This window comes from Clavibacter sp. VKM Ac-2872 (assembly GCF_015351105.1).
GTDB lineage: Bacteria > Actinomycetota > Actinomycetes > Actinomycetales > Microbacteriaceae > Clavibacter.
Map to the genome: position 1 here is coordinate 203,084 of NZ_JADKRR010000001.1, position 16,642 is coordinate 219,725.

Here is a 16,642-nt window from a genome sequence, read left to right on the forward strand (position 1 = left end):
GGGAGGGCCGCGGTCGCGCGCGGGTGGCGCGTGCGATGGTCGATGCTCCCGCTCGGCGGCCGTCACCGGTGCCGCCGGCTCCCGCGGGCCCACCGGCTCCGCCCACCTCCGAAGGAGCGCTGACTCCCCATGTCCACGACCGAGGCGCCCCGGCGCATCCTCTTCTCCTTCGCCCGCGGCCGGGGTCACCTCGGTCCGATGCTGCCCCTCGCGCGCGCGGCCCGGGCGGCCGGTCACGAGACCGCCCTCTGCGGCGCGCGGTCGGTCGTGCGCGACCAGACCGGCTTCGACCACCTCCATCCGCGCGAGGTGTCGACGATGCCGTCGACGGCCACCCCCGCCTGGGGAGAAGGGGAGACCGGGATCCTCACGCCCGTCACCTCCTCCGGCCTCCTGGCGAACATCGCGCCGTACTTCCTCGGCGACAGCGGCCGCGAGGCGCGCGACGCCGTCGTCGGGATCGCCACCGCGTGGGCGGCGGACGTCGTGATCTGCGACGGGCAGGACTTCGGGGCGATGGTCGCGGCGGAGCTCTCCGGGCTCCCGTGCGTCGTGGTGGAGGCGTTCGCGACCGCGCCCGACGCGTGGCTCGAGCGGTTCCGCGAGCCGATGCAGGCGTTCCGGGCGGAGGCCGGCCTGGAGCCGGATCCGGAGCTGCGCGGGGTGCACGGCGCCCTCACGGTGGTGCCGTTCCCGCCCGCGCTCCGCGGCGATCGCGATGCCCGGGGCCCGATGACGCGCATGCGGCCCGACGCGCCGCCGTCGCGCAGCGACCACCCCGCCGTCGCCTGGCTCGAGGCCGGTGACGAGCCGCACCGCGTCTACGCGACGCTCGGCACCGTCTTCAACCGGGCGTCCGGCGACCTCCTGCCGCGGATCATCGCGGCGCTCGAGTCGCTGCCGGTGCGCGCGCTCGTCACCACGGGGCCCGAGATCGACCCGGCGGGGTTCCGCACGGGCAGCCCCCGCGTCCGCGTCGAGCGGTACGTGCCCCAGGACGACGTGCTCGACGCGGTCGACCTCGTCGTGACGCACGGGGGATCCGGCACCATGACGCAGGCGCTCTCCCACGGCGTGCCCTTGCTCATGCTGCCGCTCGGCGCCGACCACCTGCCGAACTCCGAGCGGGTGCGGGATCTGGGCGCGGGCGAGATGCTCGACGCGCGGGCGACGCCGGCGGAGCTCGCCGCGCGGATCCGGCACCTGCTCGGCGACGCGTCCGCGCGCGCGGGTGCCGCCGCGGTGGCCGAGGAGATGCGGGCGCTGCCGTCGCCCGCCGATGTCGTGCGGCGCATCGAGGCGCTCGTGCGCTGAGGCGGATCGCGCGCGCACCGGTCTTGCGCATCCCGCAAGGTGCCGTGCGCCCGGCGCTGCGAGCGTCGAGGCTGTCCCCATGGACATCGCACAGGGGATCATCGGCGGGCGCGAGTGGGACGCGGTCGTCATCGGCGGCGGGGTCGCGGGATCGAGCGCGGCGCTCATGCTCGCGCGGGCCCGCCGGAGCGTGCTCGTCGTGGACGCGGGCCAGCCCCGCAACGCCGTCGCCGCGCACATGCACGGCGTGCTCGGCCACGACGGGACGCCGCCGCGGCAGCTCCTCGCCGCGGGGCGCCGCGAGATCGAGGGCTACGGCGGCGTCGTGGTCGACGGCCGGGTGGAGGCGGTCGTCGCGCTCGACGACCCTGCCGGCCCGCGCTTCCGCGTGACCCTCGACGGCGGCGTCGAGGTCACGGCCCGCCGCGTGATCCTCGCGACCGGCCTCGCCGACGTCCTGCCCGAGATCCCCGGCCTCGCCGCGCACTGGGGCGCGGGCGTGGTCGTCTGCCCGTACTGCGACGGCTACGAGGTGCGCGACCGCCGCATCGGCGTGCTCGCGACCGGACCCGGCAGCCTCCACCACGTGCAGATGCTGCGGCAGTGGTCGGCCGACATCACCTTCCTCGTCGCGGGCGGCACGGCGGAGGGCGCGCCCCTCGCGATCGACGCCGCCGCGCGTGCGGGGATCGACGCCCGCGGCATCCGCGTCGAGGAGGCCGCGGTCGTCCGCGTGCTCGGCGAACGCGGCGCGCTGGAGGGCGTGGAGCTCGCCGACGGCCGGATCCTCCCGCTCGACTCGCTCTTCGCGATGCCCGGCGTCGCGCCCCGCGACGGCATGGCCCGCGCGCTCGGCGCCGCGACGGAGGGCACGCCCTGGGGGCCGTTCGTCGCGGTGGATCCGATGGGCCGCACGAGCGTCCCCGGCCTCCTCGTCGCGGGCAACGCCGCCAGCGCCTCCGCGAACGTGCCGGTCGCGATGGCGGCCGGCACGATGGCAGGCGCGATGGCGAACGCCGACCTGGTCACGGAGGACGTGGCGATGGCGGTGGCGGGCATCCCGGCGCTCGCCTAGCCCGGCGCCCGCCCGGCCCGTCGCCCGCCCGGCCCGTGCCACCGGGTCGATGGCGTGGCGGGATGCCCCTCCTCGTCGACCGGATCGGACGTGCCATGCTCACGGGTCACAGCGCCTTCCCCTTCACCCCGCTGCGTGACGGCGCCGTCGACGAGGTCGCGTACGCCGGTCTGGTCGAGCGGCTGGCCGCCGCCGGGGTCGACTCCATCACCGCGCTCGGGTCGACGGGCTCCTACATGTACCTCGACCGGGAGGAGCGGCGGCGCGTCGCCGTCGCCGCCGTGCGGCACGCGGGCCCCGTGCCGGTCGTCGTGGGCATCGGGGCGCTGCGGACGGCCGACGTCCTGGCGCTCGCGGAGGACGCGCAGGAGGCGGGCGCCCGCGCGGTCCTCCTGGCGCCCGTCACGTACCAGGCGCTCACGGACGACGAGGTGCTCGGCCTGTACGAGGACGTCACCGCCGCCCTGTCCGTGCCCCTCGTCGTCTACGACAACCCGGGCACCACGCACGTGCGGTTCACGCCGGGCCTCTACGCCGCCATCGCCCGGCTCCCGCACGTGGCGTCCCTCAAGATCCCCGGCGTCCCGCTCGAACCCGACGCGGCGGCCGCGCACGTGCGGGCGATCCGCGACCGGATCCCCGACTCGGTCACGGTGGGCGTCTCCGGAGACGCGCGGGGCGCGGCCGGCATGATCGCGGGCTGCGACGCCTGGTACTCCGCCGTCGGCGGCACCCTCCCCGGCCCGGTGTCGGCGATCACCCGCGCAGCGCGGGCCGGCGATCACGCGGGCGCACGCGCGGAGTCGGATCGGCTGCTGCCGCTGTGGGACCTGATCGCCGCCCACGGCAGCTACCGCGTGGTCGCCGCGATCGCCGCGCACCTCGGCCTCGTCGGCGACGATCCGCTCCCGCGACCCGTCCGCGGCCTCGGGCCGGACGCCCGAGCGCGCGTCGCCGACGTCGTGGAGACCCTGCGCCTCGCGGAGTGACCTCCGCCCGGTGGCGCTGAGCCGGATCCGGCAGTAAACTTGAGCCTGCACGACTCAAGTACGACAGAGGGGAACGCAGTGGCCAACATGCAGGGCGCACCCGCCACCGACGAGAACGCGAAGACCGCGCTCGAGCAGTACGGGGTGAACCTGACCGAGATCGCGAAGAGCGGCAAGCTCGACCCGGTCATCGGACGCGACGCGGAGATCCGGCGCATCAGCCAGGTGCTCACGCGGCGCACCAAGAACAACCCGGTGCTCATCGGCGAGCCCGGCGTCGGCAAGACCGCCGTGGTCGAGGGGCTCGCCCAGCGCATCGTCGCGGGCGACGTGGCCGACTCGCTCAAGGGCAAGCAGCTCGTGTCGCTGGATCTCGCGGCGCTCGTCGCGGGCGCCAAGTACCGCGGCGAGTTCGAGGAGCGGCTGAAGGCGGTCCTCAAGGAGATCGACGACGCCGACGGCGAGATCATCACGTTCGTCGACGAGCTGCACACGCTCATGGGCGCGGGTGGCGGCGAGGGATCCGTCGCGGCGTCCAACATGCTGAAGCCCATGCTCGCGCGCGGCGAGCTGCGCCTCATCGGTGCCACCACGCTCGACGAGTACCGCCAGTACATCGAGAAGGACGCCGCGCTCGAGCGCCGCTTCCAGCAGGTGTACGTCGGCGAGCCGAGCGTCGAGGACACGGTCGCGATCCTGCGCGGGCTCAAGGGCAGGTACGAGGCGCACCACCAGGTGCCCATCACGGACGCGGCGCTCGTCGCGGCCGCATCGCTCTCCAACCGCTACATCCCCGCCCGGCAGCTGCCCGACAAGGCCATCGACCTCATCGACGAGGCCGCGTCGCGGCTGCGGATGGAGATCGACTCGTCGCCCGTGGAGATCGACGAGCTGCGGCGCGCGGTCGACCGGATGCGGCTCGAGGAGCTCGCCCTCAAGCGCGAGAAGGACGAGGCGTCGAAGGCGCGGCTGGAGAAGCTGCGCGAGGACGTCGCCGCGCGCGAGCAGACCCTCGGCGAGCTGCAGCGGCGCTGGGAGGCGGAGCGCGCGAGCGTCAACCGCGTCGGCAAGCTGAAGGACGAGCTCAACGAGCTGCGGATCCGCGCCGAGCGGGCCCAGCGCGAGGGGAACCTCGAGAAGGCGTCGCGCCTGCTCTACGGGGAGATCCCTGTGATCGAGCGCGAGGTCGCCCAGGCGGAGGCCGCCGAGTCGGTGCCGTCGGCCGAGGACCGCATGGTGAACGAGCAGGTGACCGCCGAGGACGTGGCGGCGGTCGTCGCGGCGTGGACGGGGATCCCCGTAGGCCGGCTGCTCCAGGGCGAGACCGAGAAGCTGCTGCACCTCGAGCAGGAGCTGGGCAAGCGGCTCATCGGGCAGAAGCAGGCCGTGCGTGCCGTCGCCGACGCGGTGCGCCGCACGCGCGCCGGCATCTCCGACCCGGGCCGGCCCACGGGATCCTTCCTGTTCCTCGGTCCCACGGGCGTCGGCAAGACGGAGCTGGCGAAGGCGCTCGCCGAGTTCCTGTTCGACGACGAGAAGGCCATGGTGCGCATCGACATGAGCGAGTACGGCGAGAAGTTCGCCGTCTCGCGCCTGGTGGGCGCGCCTCCCGGGTACGTCGGCTACGAGCAGGGCGGCCAGCTCACCGAGGCCGTGCGGCGCCGCCCGTACTCGGTGGTGCTGCTCGACGAGGTCGAGAAGGCGCACCCCGAGGTGTTCGACGTGCTGCTCCAGGTGCTCGACGACGGCCGGCTCACCGACGGCCAGGGCCGCACGGTCGACTTCCGCAACGTGATCCTCGTGCTCACCAGCAACCTCGGCTCGCAGTTCATCAGCGACGCCACGCTGCCGCTCGACCAGCGCGAGCAGGCGGTGCAGCAGCTCGTGCGCCAGACGTTCAAGCCGGAGTTCGTGAACCGGCTCGACGACATCGTGGTGTTCCAGACGCTCTCGATGGACGACCTCGCGCAGATCGTGGAGCTCTACATCGACCGGCTCGGCGTGCGGCTCTCCGACCGCCGGCTCACGCTCGGCGTCACACCCGACGCGCGCCGCTGGCTCGCCGAGCGCGGCCACGACCCGCTCTACGGCGCCCGGCCGCTGCGCCGACTCATGCAGCGCGAGATCGACGACCGCCTCGCGCGCGAGCTGCTCGCGGGCGACATCCGCGACGGCGACGCGGTGCGGGTCGACCTCGCGCCCGACGGCGACGGCCTCACCGTCAGCCGCGCGTGGAGCGACGAGCCGGAGGACCAGGCGCCCGGCGCCTGATCCCCGTGCGGCCCGTCGCGCGCCCCTCCCGGGACGCGCGGCGGGCCGTCGTCGTGTCCGGCCGGGATCAGACCGCCGTCACCCGCAGGATCGCGATCGACTCGGGCAGCATCAGCGGCGCGTGCAGGCCCGAGGCGGCCAGCGCGCGGCCGGTCAGCTCGACGCCGTCCCACCAGGCGGGCGCCGTGAAGCCCGGCTCGGGGGTGCCGACGCGCACCGGCTCCACGCGGTAGCGGCGCACGGGATCCAGGCCAGGCAGCAGGAACCGGCCGCGCGGGGAGACCTCGGAGCGGCCGATGGAGGCGAGGAAGAACAGCGCGGAAGCGGCGTCCGATGCGACCGCGCCGTAGACCAGCAGGGTCGGGTCGCTCTCGTCCGCGCGGACGACCGTGCCCGTGTGCATCAGCGCGCGCTCCTCCTTGTAGAGGGCGATCCACGCGGCGAGGTCCGCGTTCTCCTCGTCGGTGGCCTGCGCCAGGTCCCACTCGATGCCGAGGTGGCCGAAGAGCGCCGAGCCCGCGCGGAACGCCAGGCGGTGCGCGCGGCCGGTGGTGTGGCTGACGCCGGACGCGATGTGCGATCCGAGCAGCTCCGGCGGGAGGAGCTGCATGGTCCAGCGCATCATCTGCTGGCGGTCGAGAGGGTCGATGCAGTCGGAGACCCACACGCGGTCGGTGCGCTCGAGCACGCCGAGGTCGACGCGGGACCCGCCCGACGAGCACGACTCGATCTCGAGGCCGGGGAAGCGGGCCTTCAGCTCGTCCATGAGGCGGTACGCGGCGAGCGTCTGCAGGTGCACGCCCGCCTCGCCGCGCGGCGCGATGCCGGCGTCGACGAGGTCGCGGTTGTGGTCCCACTTGATGTAGGCGATGTCGTTCTCGGACAGGATCGCCGTCATCCGCTCGAGCACGTGGTCGTACGCCTCGGGGATCGCGAGGTCGAGCACCTGCTGGTCGCGGGCGCGCACGGGGAGGCGGTGGCCGGTGGCCATGATCCACTCCGGGTGGGCGCGCGCGACGTCGGAGTCCTCGTTGACCATCTCGGGCTCGAACCAGATGCCGAACTCCATGCCGAGGCCCGTGACGTGGTCGATGATCGGGCCGAGGCCGTCCGGCCAGACGTCCTCGTCGACGTACCAGTCGCCGAGGCCCGCGTGGTCGTCGCGGCGGTGGCGGAACCAGCCGTCGTCGAGCACGTAGCGCTCGACGCCGAGGGCCGCGGCGCGATCCGCGAGGTCGGTCAGGCGCGCGAGGTCGTGGTCGAAGTAGACGGCCTCCCACACGTTGATCGTCATGGGCCGATCGCGGCGCGGGTGCGTGTCGCGGGCACGCAGGTGGCGGTGGAAGCGGGCGGCCTGGTCGTCGAGGCCGTGGCCGTACGCGGCGTAGACCCACGGGCTCGCGTAGGCCTCGCCCTGCGCGAGGCGCACCTCGCCGGGCAGCAGCAGCTCGCCGCCGCCGATCACCTGGCGGCCGGTGGAGAGGCGCTCGGCGTAGTGGCGGTGGTTGCCGCTGAACGCGACGTGGACGCCGCGGACCTCGCCCTGCCGGAAGCCGAAGCCCGGCGTGCCGACGGAGAGGAGCGTCGCGGCGTCGGGGCCGGTGCGGCCCTTGCGGCCCTCGCGCTCGTGGATCCCGACCACGAGCTCGCGGCGCTGCGGCGTGCGCTCGAGACCCCAGCGCCCGGCGAAGTCGAGGATCTCGCGGGCCTCGGCCGGGAGCGGCAGCGCGAGCGTGACGCCGCCGACGGAGTAGGTCCCCTCGCCCAGGTTCGTGACCTCGGCGCGCGTGCGGACGAGGCCGGACGCGAGCAGCTCGATGTCGAGCGCGAGGCCCAGGCCCGCGACCTCGTCGACCGCGTCGACGTGCACGAGCGCGGGGCCGGCGGACGCTGCTCCTGGACGGCCGTCGACGCCGGCGGGGAGCGGATCGCCGTCGACGGTCGCCGCGGTGACGCGGAACAGCGGCGACCAGTCGGCGCCGTCGCGGTGGCCCTCGAGGCCGGGCTTGCCGGTCCACGACGTGTGGGCCTCGGGGAGGATCGCGAGGCGGATGGGGTCGTCGGCGACGCTGCCCGCGATCGGCTCGACGGCCGCGAGCGCCAGGGTCGCGAGGTCGTCCGCGGTCGTCTCGCCGAGGTCGGCGCCCCAGTGCACGACGGCCGGCAGGCGGCCCTCCGTGAGGTCGAGCACCAGCGAGACGCCGGACGCCCGGAGGTGGAGGAGGGCGGACGGGACGGCGGTGTCGGGCATGGGGGCTCCTCGCGTCGATGCGGGTGGGATGCCTCCATCCTCCCGGGTCCGCGGGGGTGCGCGCGCCGGGCGGCGGGCGTGCCGTCAGTCGAGGTCCTCGAGCCCGGGGACGGACATGCCGTCCTGGCGATCGGCGCTCACGCTCGTGCCCGACTGCGACTGGCGGGCGCGGACGGAGATCGCGCGGATCCGCTCGACGGCCTCCGGGTCGCGCAGCTCGTCCTCCGAGGGGCCGGCCGGCTCGACCACGATCTGGCTGGCCGGGCCGATGAGGATCGCGACCTCGCCCACGCCGCCCTCGGGCAGCCAGACGGGCACCGTCACGGTCGCCGCCGCCATGCCCTCCCGGGCGAGCGCCTGCGCGCACTCGACGACGGCCCGGGCGATGTCCTCGCCCGTCAGGTAGCGCCTGTCGGCGTAGTGGATGGTGTGCACGCTCTCAGTGAAGGCCCTCCACGGCCGACCGCCTAGGGGGTTGTCGCGGGCGGACAGCCGGAGGAGGGTCCGCCGTGCGCGCGGGGCCGGTCGCGCGCCCTCGGTACGCTCGGCGGATGACCTACGTCGCTCATCCCGATCGCTACTCGTCCATGCCGTACCGCCGCTCCGGCCGCAGCGGGCTCAAGCTCCCCGAGCTGTCGCTGGGCCTCTGGCACAACTTCGGCACCGCCCGCCCGATCGACACCCAGCGCGCCATCGTCCGCCGCGCGTTCGACCTCGGCATCACCCACTTCGACCTCGCGAACAACTACGGCCCGCCCCCCGGGAGCGCCGAGACCGCGTTCGGCCGGATCCTCGCGGAGGACCTCCGCCCGTACCGCGACGAGATCGTCATCTCCTCCAAGGCCGGCTACCTCATGTGGGACGGCCCCTACGGCGAGTGGGGATCCCGGAAGTCGATGCTCGCGTCGCTCGACCAGAGCCTCGGGCGCATGGGCCTCGAGTACGTCGACGTCTTCTACTCGCATCGCCCGGATCCGGAGACGCCCATCGAGGAGACCATGGGCGCGCTCGCGACCGCGGTGCACCAGGGCAAGGCGCTCTACGCCGGCATCAGCAACTACTCGCCCGAGCAGACCGAGCGCGCGGTCGCGGCGCTCGCCGAGCACCAGGTGCCGCTGACCATCCACCAGCCGAGCTACTCGATGTTCAACCGGCACGTCGAGGGCGGGCTGCTGCCCGTGCTCGAGGAGGCCGGATCCGGGTGCATCGTGTACTCGCCGCTCGCGCAGGGGCTGCTCACCGACCGGTACCTGTCCGGATCCATCCCCGCCGACTCGCGCGCCGCGACCAGCGGGTTCCTCGACGAGTCCGCCGTCTCGTCCGTCTACCTGGAGCGGGCGCGCGGCCTGCAGGCGGTCGCCGAGGGGCGCGGGCAGACGCTCGCGCAGCTGGCGCTGTCGTGGGTGCTGCGGCACCCGGGGATCACGAGCGCGCTCATCGGCGCGTCGAGCGTGGAGCAGCTGGAGCAGAACGTCGCCGCGGCCGGCTCCCCGGCGCTCACCGACGACGAGCTGGCGGCCATCGAGCCGTTCGCGGTCGACGGCACCGGGCGCTGATCCGCGGATGACGGACGCGCCCGCCCCCTCCGACACCGCCGACCGTGTTGGCCGGATCCTCGACGCGCAGGGCGTCGTCGACGGCCACGACGACCTCGCCTGGGCGCTCCGCGAGCGCGCCGTGCGGGAGGGCGGGCCGAGCGCGTCCGTCGGCGACGACGTGATCGCGCGCCTCGCGGTGGAGGACGCCGTGCCGGGCCTGCACACCGACCTGCCGCGCCTCGCGCGCGGACGGGTGGCGGCGCAGTTCTGGTCGGTGTGGGTGCCCGACCTGCCCGGCGTCGATCCCGTGCGCTCGACCATCGAGCAGATCGACGTGGTGCGCCGCCTCGTCGCCGCGCACCCGGACCGGCTCGCGCTCGCCGTGACCGCGGACGACGTCGAGCGCGTCGTCGCGTCCGGACGCATCGCGTCGCTGATGGGCATGGAGGGCGGCCACTCGATCGGCGGATCCCTCGGCGCGCTGCGGACCATGCGCGCGCTCGGCGTGCGGTACATGACGCTCACGCACAACGCGAACGTCGCGTGGGCCGACTCCGCCACCGACGCGCCCGTGCACCACGGGCTGAGCCCGGCGGGCGAGCGCGTCGTGGCCGAGATGGAGCGGATCGGCATGCTCGTCGACCTCTCGCACGTGTCGGCCGACGTGATGCGGCAGGCGCTGCGGATCGCCCGGCGGCCCGTGCTGTTCAGCCACTCCGGGGCGCGCGCCGCGTGCGACGTGCCGCGCAACGTGCCCGACGACGTGCTGGAGTCGCTGCCCGCGAACGACGGCGTCTGCATGGCGACGTTCGTGCCGCAGTTCGTGTCGCCCGCGGTCGCCGCCTGGCACGACGAGACGCTCGCGCTCGCCGTGGCGGAGGGCGTGGACACGCGCGACCACGAGGGCGTGCAGGCCGTCGCCGCCCGCCGGCCCGGGGAGCGGCCGCGCGCGACGCTCGCCGACGTCGTGCGGCACGTGGAGCGGATCCGCGAGGTCGCCGGACCCCGGCACGTGGGCCTCGGCGGCGACTACGACGGCGTCGACCGCACGCCAGACGGGCTCGAGGACGTGTCGCGCTACCCGGCGCTCATCGGCGCGCTCGCCGAGCGCGGCTGGTCGGACGACGACCTGAAGGCGCTCGCGGGCGGCAACGCGCTGCGCGTGCTGCGGGCGGCCGACGCGGACGACGAGGTGTCGCGCGGGGCGGCGGACGCGGGGGCGCTGGCGTGAGCGCTCCCGCATCCGTCGCCGCCGTGGCCGCGCTGGATCCGCGCGCCGCGGCCGCCCTGCTCGACGACCTCGCCGACCGCGGCTGGCCCGCGGAGCACCGCGAGCGGCACGGCGGCTGGATCCTGCGCGCCGCGGGCGGCGTGACGAAGCGCGCCAACTCGGCGCTCCCGGTCGGCCCCGTCGCCGATCCGGAGGCCGCGCTCGACGCGGTCGAGGCGTTCGCGCGCGCCCACGGCATCGACGCGTGCGTGCAGGTGTCGCCCGCATCGGAGCCCGCCGACCTGCCGGCGCGGCTGGCGGCCCGCGGCTACGTCGCGGAGGCGCGCACGCTCGTGCAGGTGGCGGACGCGGCGGACGTGGCGGAGCGCCTCGCGGACGCGGCACCCGCGGATCCCGCGCTCCGCATCACGGTCGCGGACGCGCCCGACGAGGCCTGGCTCGACGCGTGGTGGAGCGTGGACGGGCGCGGCGGATCCGCGGAGCTCGACGTCGCGCGCCGGATCCTCGAGCGCGGCCCGTCCGTCCACGCCGCCGTGCGCGACGGCGACCGCGTGCTCGCCACCGCCCGGCTCGCGCTCGTCGGGAGCTGGGGCGGCCTCTTCGCCGTCGCGACGCGCCCCGAGGCGCGACGCCGGGGCCTGTCCCGCGCGGTGATGGGGGCCGCGGTGGACGCCGGGCGCGACCGGGGGATCACCGCGCTCTGGCTGCAGGTCGTGGCCGAGAACGAGGGCGCCCGCGCCCTGTACGACGGGCTCGGCTTCCGGCCCGCGTCGCGCTACGAGTACTGGGCCCGCACCCGCCAGCCGTCCGACGCGACGAGGTCGGCGAGGAACCCGGCGTAGACGCCCGGCTCCGCGGCGAGCGCGTCGTGCGTGCCGCGCTGCACGAGACGGCCGCCGTCGAGCACGAGGATCTCGTCGGCGCTCCGCACCGTGTCGAGCCGGTGCGCGATCACGAGCAGGGTCCGGCGTCCGCGGAGGAGCCGGATCGCCTCCGCGACGGCCGCGGCGCTCTCGGCGTCGAGCGCCGCCGTGGCCTCGTCGAGCACCACGACGGGCGTGTCCGCGAGGAGCACGCGGGCGATGGACACGCGCTGCCGCTGGCCTCCCGACAGCTGGCTGCCGCCCTCGCCCACGGGCGTGTCGAGGTCGAGGCCGTCGCCGAGCGGGAGGCCCGCGAGGCGGAGCGCGTGGGTGACGGCGGCGTCGTCCGCGTCCGGATCCGCGAGCCGCACGTTGTCCCCGAGCGTCCCCGCGAGCAGGTGGACGTCCTGGAAGACGGTCGACACGGAGGCCGCCACATCGGCCAGCGCCATGTCGCGGACGTCCATCCCGCCGATGCGCACGGCCCCGCCGGTCACGTCGGCGTCGCGGGCGAGGAGCCGGGCGACGGTGGTCTTGCCGGATCCGGACGGGCCCACGAGCGCCGTCATGCGGCCGGCGGGCAGCGTCGCGTCGAGGCCGGAGACGGCCTCCGCGCGGGATCCCGGGTAGGAGAAGGACACGCCGTCGAGCGCCACGTCGGCGCCGACGGGCACGCGGGTCGTGCCGGGCGGCCGCTCGGGGATGGGGGCCGCGTCGAGGATCCCGGCCACGGCCCCGAGGTCGCGCCGCGCCGCGCGCACGCCGACCGCGAGCTCCGCGCCCTGCCCCACGAGATCCGCGGCGTGGAAGACGAGCACGAGCGTCGCGACCGTGCGGCCGGCGTCGACGGGGCCGCCTCCGACGCGGTCGACCGCGAGGACGAGGGCCACGACGAGCACGCCGCGCAGCACGCCGCCGAACGCGACCAGCCCCGCGACGGTGCGGCCGATGAGCGCGCGGGACGCGGCGCGGTGCCGCACGAGGATCGCGTCGACGAGGCCCGCGTCGCGCCCGGTGCGCCCGTGCGCCCGCAGCACGTGCTGCGCCTGCGCGAACTCCACGACGCGCTCGCCGATCCCCGTGTCCGCCGCGGCGCGCGCGGCGTCGGCGCGCGCCGCGATCCGGCCGCCGACGCGGAGCGCCAGCACGAGCACGGGCGCGAGCACGAGCAGGGCGAGGCCGAGCGGGGGATCGAGCACCAGGAGCGCGACCGCGATGACCGCCGGCACGACGGTCGCCGTGATGAGCGGCCGCAGCAGGTAGGCCGGCACCCCCATCGACGCGAGCACGCTGCCGCCCGCGGCGGCCGTCAGCTCCGCCCGGTGGGTGGCGTCGAACCAGGCCAGCGGGAGGCGCACGACGTGGCCGCCGATGCGGTGGTGCAGCGCGTTCGCCGCCCGGACACCCGCGCCGAACGCGGCCGCCTGCGCCCGCGCCTGCACGGCGAGGTGGGCGGCGGCGAGGAGCAGGAACAGGGCGATCCACGGCCACGCGGACGACGGATCCGGGCCGAAGAGGCGCTCGAGCACGGGCACCAGGGTCACGATCGCGGCGCCGTGCAGGAGGGCGGCCGCGACCATCCGCGCCACGACCGGCCGCAGCTCCCGCTCCCCGTCCGGCCCCAGCGTCCGCCTGACGTCGTCGATCGCGCGCATCAGCGGTCCTCCCCGGGGATGTCGGTGGTCGTGCTCGTGGTGGTCGTCGCGGGTGCGCTCGCGCGGAGGAGCCGCGCGTACAGGCCGTCGCGGGCCAGGAGCTCGGCGTGCGTGCCCTGCTCCGCCACGCGGCCCTGCTCCATCACGACGATGAGATCGGCGTGCTCCACCGTCTCCAGCCGGTGCGCGACGACCAGCACGGTCCGGTCGCGGGTCGCCAGCGTGAGGGCGCGCTGCATGCGCCGGGCCGTGCCCGGGTCGGCGTGCGCCATCGGCTCGTCGAGCACCAGCACCGGGCAGTCGGCGACGAGCGCGCGGGCGAGGGCGATGCGCTGGGCCTCGCCGCCGGAGAGGCCGCCGCGCGGATCCAGCACGGTGTCGTAGCCGTCCGGGAGCGCCGCGACGACGTCGTCGACCTGGGCGATCCGCGCGGCCGCGCGCACCTCCTCGAGCGGCGCGTCCGGACGCCCCAGCCGGAGGTTCTCGAGGGCGGTGTCGCGCAGCAGCACCGTGTCCTGCAGCACGCAGCCCACCTGCGCGTGCCAGGCGGCGGGCGTCGCGTCGCGCACGTCCACGCCGCCGAGCTCCAGGGTGCCCCGGGTGGGCAGGCGCAGGCGGGCGACGAGGGCCGCGAGCGTGGACTTGCCGGAGCCGGAGGGACCGACGACGGCCGTCACGGATCCCGGCGGCAGGTCGAGGTCGACGTCCCGGAGCGCGTCGCGCTCGCCGTCGTAGGAGAAGCAGACGCCGCGGAGCACGAGGCCCGGGCCGCGGCGGGCGTCGGGTTCGCGGGGCTCGGCGACGTCCGGCTCGACGGGCGCGCGCAGCACCTCGTCGACGGAGGCCGCCGCGTCCACGGCACCCCGGATGGCCTGGGCGCGCGGGCCGATGACGCCGGCGGGGGCCGCCATCGCGGGCGCGAGGAGGAGGAACGGCGCGAGGTCCGCGGCGGGCAGCGCGCCGGACGCGACCATCGCGCCGCCGACCGGCACGACGAGGGCGAGCACGCCGATCGGGGAGACGGTCAGCCACGACGCGGTCGTGGCCGCGGTCGTGCGCGCGACCCAGGCGCCGAAGAACGCCGCGAAGGCGTCGACCGCGCGCAGGTAGCGGGCGTGCGCGCGGCCGGGCCGGCCGAAGGAGCGCACCACCTGGATCCCGTCCGCGAACTCCACCACGCTGCCCGCGATCTCGGCCGACGCGCGCCCGTACTCGGCCATGGACGACATGGCGCCCGCCATCGCCCGCGCGAAGAGGACGACGCCCGCGACGAGCGGCAGGAGGCACACGAGCGCGAGCGGCACGTCGAGCGCGAGCAGGTAGACGAGCGAGGCGACGGTGACGACGACGAGCCGCGTGACGTCGAGCAACGTGTGCGCGACGAGCGCGTGCAGCGCCGCCACGTCCTGCTGCACGGCCTGGCGCACCCGGCCGGCGTCGTGGTCGTCGAACCAGGAGAGCGGGACGCGGCCGAGCCGCGCGACGATCCGGCGCCGGAGGTCGAGCTGGAGGTCGGCGTCCGCGAGGTGCGTGAGCGTGTCGGCGGCCGCGGAGAGCAGGAGGCCGGCGAGGCCCGCGACGGCGGCGAGCGCCACGGCGCCCCACGCCGGGGGACCGCCGGGGTCGGCGACCGCGGCCCGGCCGATCTCGGCGACCGCCACCACGGCCGCGAGACCGCTCGCGGAGGCGACGGCCTGCACCAGCACGGCCGTCGCCAGCCGGCCGCGGACCGCCCGGACGACGCCGGCCACCGTCGCGGGCGCCTCGGTCGCGTGGGCGGTGTCGGCCGCGTCGGCGGCGTCCGTCGGCTCCGTCACGGGCGGAGCACCGCGACCTCGGTCGCCGCCTCCTCGGCCCCGCCGCGGAGCACGGTCCACGACCGGCCCGCCTCCCGGGCGAGCGTCGCCTGGTCCAGGCTGTGCCATTCGTATCCTCCTCGGACCTCGCGTACCGTCCTCGCGCCGTCGAGCACGAGCCAGCGGGTGGTGAAGCGGGTGGCGCCGTCGCGGCCGGGCTCGGCCGTGGTCCACCACTCGTAGGTCTGGGTGCCGATGCGCTCGCGCAGGAGGCGCGTCGGCGGGAGCGAGCGCGCGCTCGTCCCCATGAGGTCGACGACGACCACGCCGCCGGGCACCAGGCGCGCGAGGCAGCGGCGCCAGAGCTCGGCGCGGTCGTCGCCCCCGAGGTGGCCGGCGACGCCGATGAGCACCACCGCGCGGATCCGGTCGGGCAGCGGGAGCTCCTGCGCCGTCTCGGGGCGGATGGTGACCCGGTCGCGGAGCGCGGGATCCTCGTGCACGCGGCTGCGCAGGACGGCGCGCATCACGGGGGAGGGCTCGGCGGCGAGGATCGGCGCGCCGGGGACGAGGTCGGCGAGCAGGCGCGTGACGCGGCCGGTGCCCGCGCCGAGCTCCACGACGGTGCCGGGGTCGGCATCGGCGTCGGGGTCGGCGTCGGCATCGGCGGCGGCCCCGGCGGAGGCACCGGCTGCCGCGCCCGCCGGGGCGCCCGCCAGCGCCTCGGCGAGCACGCCCGCGAGCGCCTCCGTGTGGCGCCGGGCCACGAGGTCGTAGAACTCCGCGCCCGGCGAGTAGTCCTGGAGGTCGAGCGTCACGGGAACATCGACTCCGCCGCGGCCGGGAACGCGAGCGCGGGATCCAGCAGGGACACGATCGCCTCCACCACCTCCGCCGGCCGCTCGGCCAGGTAGAAGTGCCCGCCGCGGAACACGCGGAGGCCGTCGCCGGTCCCCGCCCCCGCGGTGCGGCCGTCGTCGTCGCCCAGCCGGTGCCAGGCCTCGGCCTCGGCGGGGTGCAGCTCGGGATCCGCGTCGCCGCTGAACACGCTCACGGGGCAGCCGGGCCCGGGTCCCGGCGCGGTGCGGTGCGTCTCCACGAGCCGGTAGTCGTCGCGCAGGCAGGCGAGCACGGTGCGCCGCATGTCGTCGTCGGCGAGGAGCTCGGGCGCGGTCCCGCCGTGCCGCTCGAGGTCGGCGAGGAGCGCGGCGTCGTCCTGCCGGTGCAGGGTGCCGCCCCACCGCACGGTCGGCGCGCGGCGTCCCGACACGACGAGCCGGACGGCGGGGCGGCCGCGCGCGGCGAGGACGCGCGCGGTCTCGTAGGCGACGAGGGCGCCCATGCTGTGCCCGAAGAGCACGACGGGCAGGCGGCCCGGCATCGCGTCGACGGCCGCCGCGACGTCGGCGGCGAGCGTGTCGAGATCGCGGCTCACGGCGTCGCCGTAGCGGTCCCCGCGGCCCGGGTACTGCACCGCGAGGACCTCGACGCCCCGCGGCGCGAACGGCGCCCAGCCGCGGTACGCGGACGCCGCGGCGCCCGCGTGCGGCAGGCAGACCAGGCGGATGCGGGCGTCGGGCGCCGCCGCGATGCGCCGCAGCCAGCCGCCCTCGTCGCGCGGGGTCTCGATCATGGTGCGGCTCCTCGCAGCGGTGGGTG

The 16,642-nt window shown here is 76.2% G+C and carries 13 protein-coding genes; 7 read left to right on the plus strand and 6 right to left on the minus strand.

From position 1 onward, the window contains the following. The first annotated feature begins 129 nt into the window (after positions 1-129). From ITJ40_RS01060 to ITJ40_RS01075, 4 genes are all read left to right on the plus strand, one after another. Positions 130-1,314 carry a glycosyltransferase gene (locus tag ITJ40_RS01060; RefSeq protein WP_194665215.1) on the plus strand — a complete coding sequence of 395 codons (1,185 nt, stop codon included), beginning with the start codon at positions 130-132 and terminating at the stop codon, positions 1,312-1,314. Between the two features lie 79 nt (positions 1,315-1,393). Then, on the plus strand, positions 1,394-2,389 hold the full coding sequence (locus ITJ40_RS01065) for an NAD(P)/FAD-dependent oxidoreductase (protein WP_194665217.1): 996 nt from the start codon (positions 1,394-1,396) through the stop codon (positions 2,387-2,389). Between the two features lie 95 nt (positions 2,390-2,484). After that, complete coding sequence (locus ITJ40_RS01070) at positions 2,485-3,378, plus strand: dihydrodipicolinate synthase family protein (RefSeq protein ID WP_194666897.1); 894 nt, start codon at positions 2,485-2,487, stop codon at positions 3,376-3,378. A gap of 78 nt (positions 3,379-3,456) precedes the next feature. After that, on the plus strand, positions 3,457-5,649 hold the full coding sequence (locus tag ITJ40_RS01075; protein WP_194665219.1) for an AAA family ATPase: 2,193 nt from the start codon (positions 3,457-3,459) through the stop codon (positions 5,647-5,649). Between the two features lie 67 nt (positions 5,650-5,716). Here ITJ40_RS01075 and ITJ40_RS01080 read toward each other — a convergent pair whose 3' ends face one another. Then, a complete protein-coding gene (locus tag ITJ40_RS01080) occupies positions 5,717-7,900 on the minus strand; it encodes an alpha-galactosidase (RefSeq protein ID WP_194665221.1) in 2,184 nt (727 codons plus the stop codon). A gap of 84 nt (positions 7,901-7,984) precedes the next feature. Continuing rightward, complete coding sequence (locus ITJ40_RS01085) at positions 7,985-8,335, minus strand: hypothetical protein (protein WP_194665223.1); 351 nt, start codon at positions 8,333-8,335, stop codon at positions 7,985-7,987. A gap of 116 nt (positions 8,336-8,451) precedes the next feature. On the opposite strand from ITJ40_RS01085, the gene ITJ40_RS01090 reads away from it, so the two are divergent. The 3 genes from ITJ40_RS01090 to ITJ40_RS01100 are packed head-to-tail and all read left to right on the plus strand — an operon-like array spanning position 8,452 to position 11,511. After that, positions 8,452-9,456, plus strand: coding sequence for an aldo/keto reductase (locus tag ITJ40_RS01090; protein ID WP_194665225.1), 1,005 nt, complete (start codon positions 8,452-8,454; stop codon positions 9,454-9,456). 7 nt (positions 9,457-9,463) lie between these two features. Further along, positions 9,464-10,669, plus strand: a complete 1,206-nt coding sequence (locus ITJ40_RS01095) for a dipeptidase (RefSeq protein WP_194665227.1) — start codon at positions 9,464-9,466, stop codon at positions 10,667-10,669. Continuing rightward, positions 10,666-11,511: a GNAT family N-acetyltransferase gene (locus tag ITJ40_RS01100; RefSeq protein ID WP_370531958.1), complete on the plus strand. Its 846-nt coding sequence runs from the start codon at positions 10,666-10,668 to the stop codon at positions 11,509-11,511. The genes ITJ40_RS01095 and ITJ40_RS01100 overlap by 4 nt, the downstream gene beginning before the upstream one ends. Here the strand turns inward: ITJ40_RS01100 and ITJ40_RS01105 are convergent. The 4 genes from ITJ40_RS01105 to ITJ40_RS01120 are packed head-to-tail and all read right to left on the minus strand — an operon-like array spanning position 11,445 to position 16,616. Next, positions 11,445-13,187 (minus strand): ABC transporter ATP-binding protein, encoded by a 1,743-nt coding sequence (locus ITJ40_RS01105; protein WP_194665229.1) that lies wholly within the window; start codon positions 13,185-13,187, stop codon positions 11,445-11,447. The two genes, ITJ40_RS01100 and ITJ40_RS01105, sit on opposite strands and share 67 nt — an antisense overlap. Beyond that, positions 13,187-15,004, minus strand: a complete 1,818-nt coding sequence (locus tag ITJ40_RS01110; protein ID WP_194665231.1) for an ABC transporter ATP-binding protein — start codon at positions 15,002-15,004, stop codon at positions 13,187-13,189. Before ITJ40_RS01110 ends, ITJ40_RS01105 begins: the two co-directional genes overlap by 1 nt. Continuing rightward, positions 15,001-15,801 (minus strand): class I SAM-dependent methyltransferase, encoded by an 801-nt coding sequence (locus tag ITJ40_RS01115; RefSeq protein WP_194665233.1) that lies wholly within the window; start codon positions 15,799-15,801, stop codon positions 15,001-15,003. Before ITJ40_RS01115 ends, ITJ40_RS01110 begins: the two co-directional genes overlap by 4 nt. After that, a complete protein-coding gene (locus ITJ40_RS01120; protein ID WP_194665235.1) occupies positions 15,798-16,616 on the minus strand; it encodes a thioesterase II family protein in 819 nt (272 codons plus the stop codon). The genes ITJ40_RS01115 and ITJ40_RS01120 overlap by 4 nt, the downstream gene beginning before the upstream one ends. Positions 16,617-16,642 lie beyond the last annotated feature (26 nt).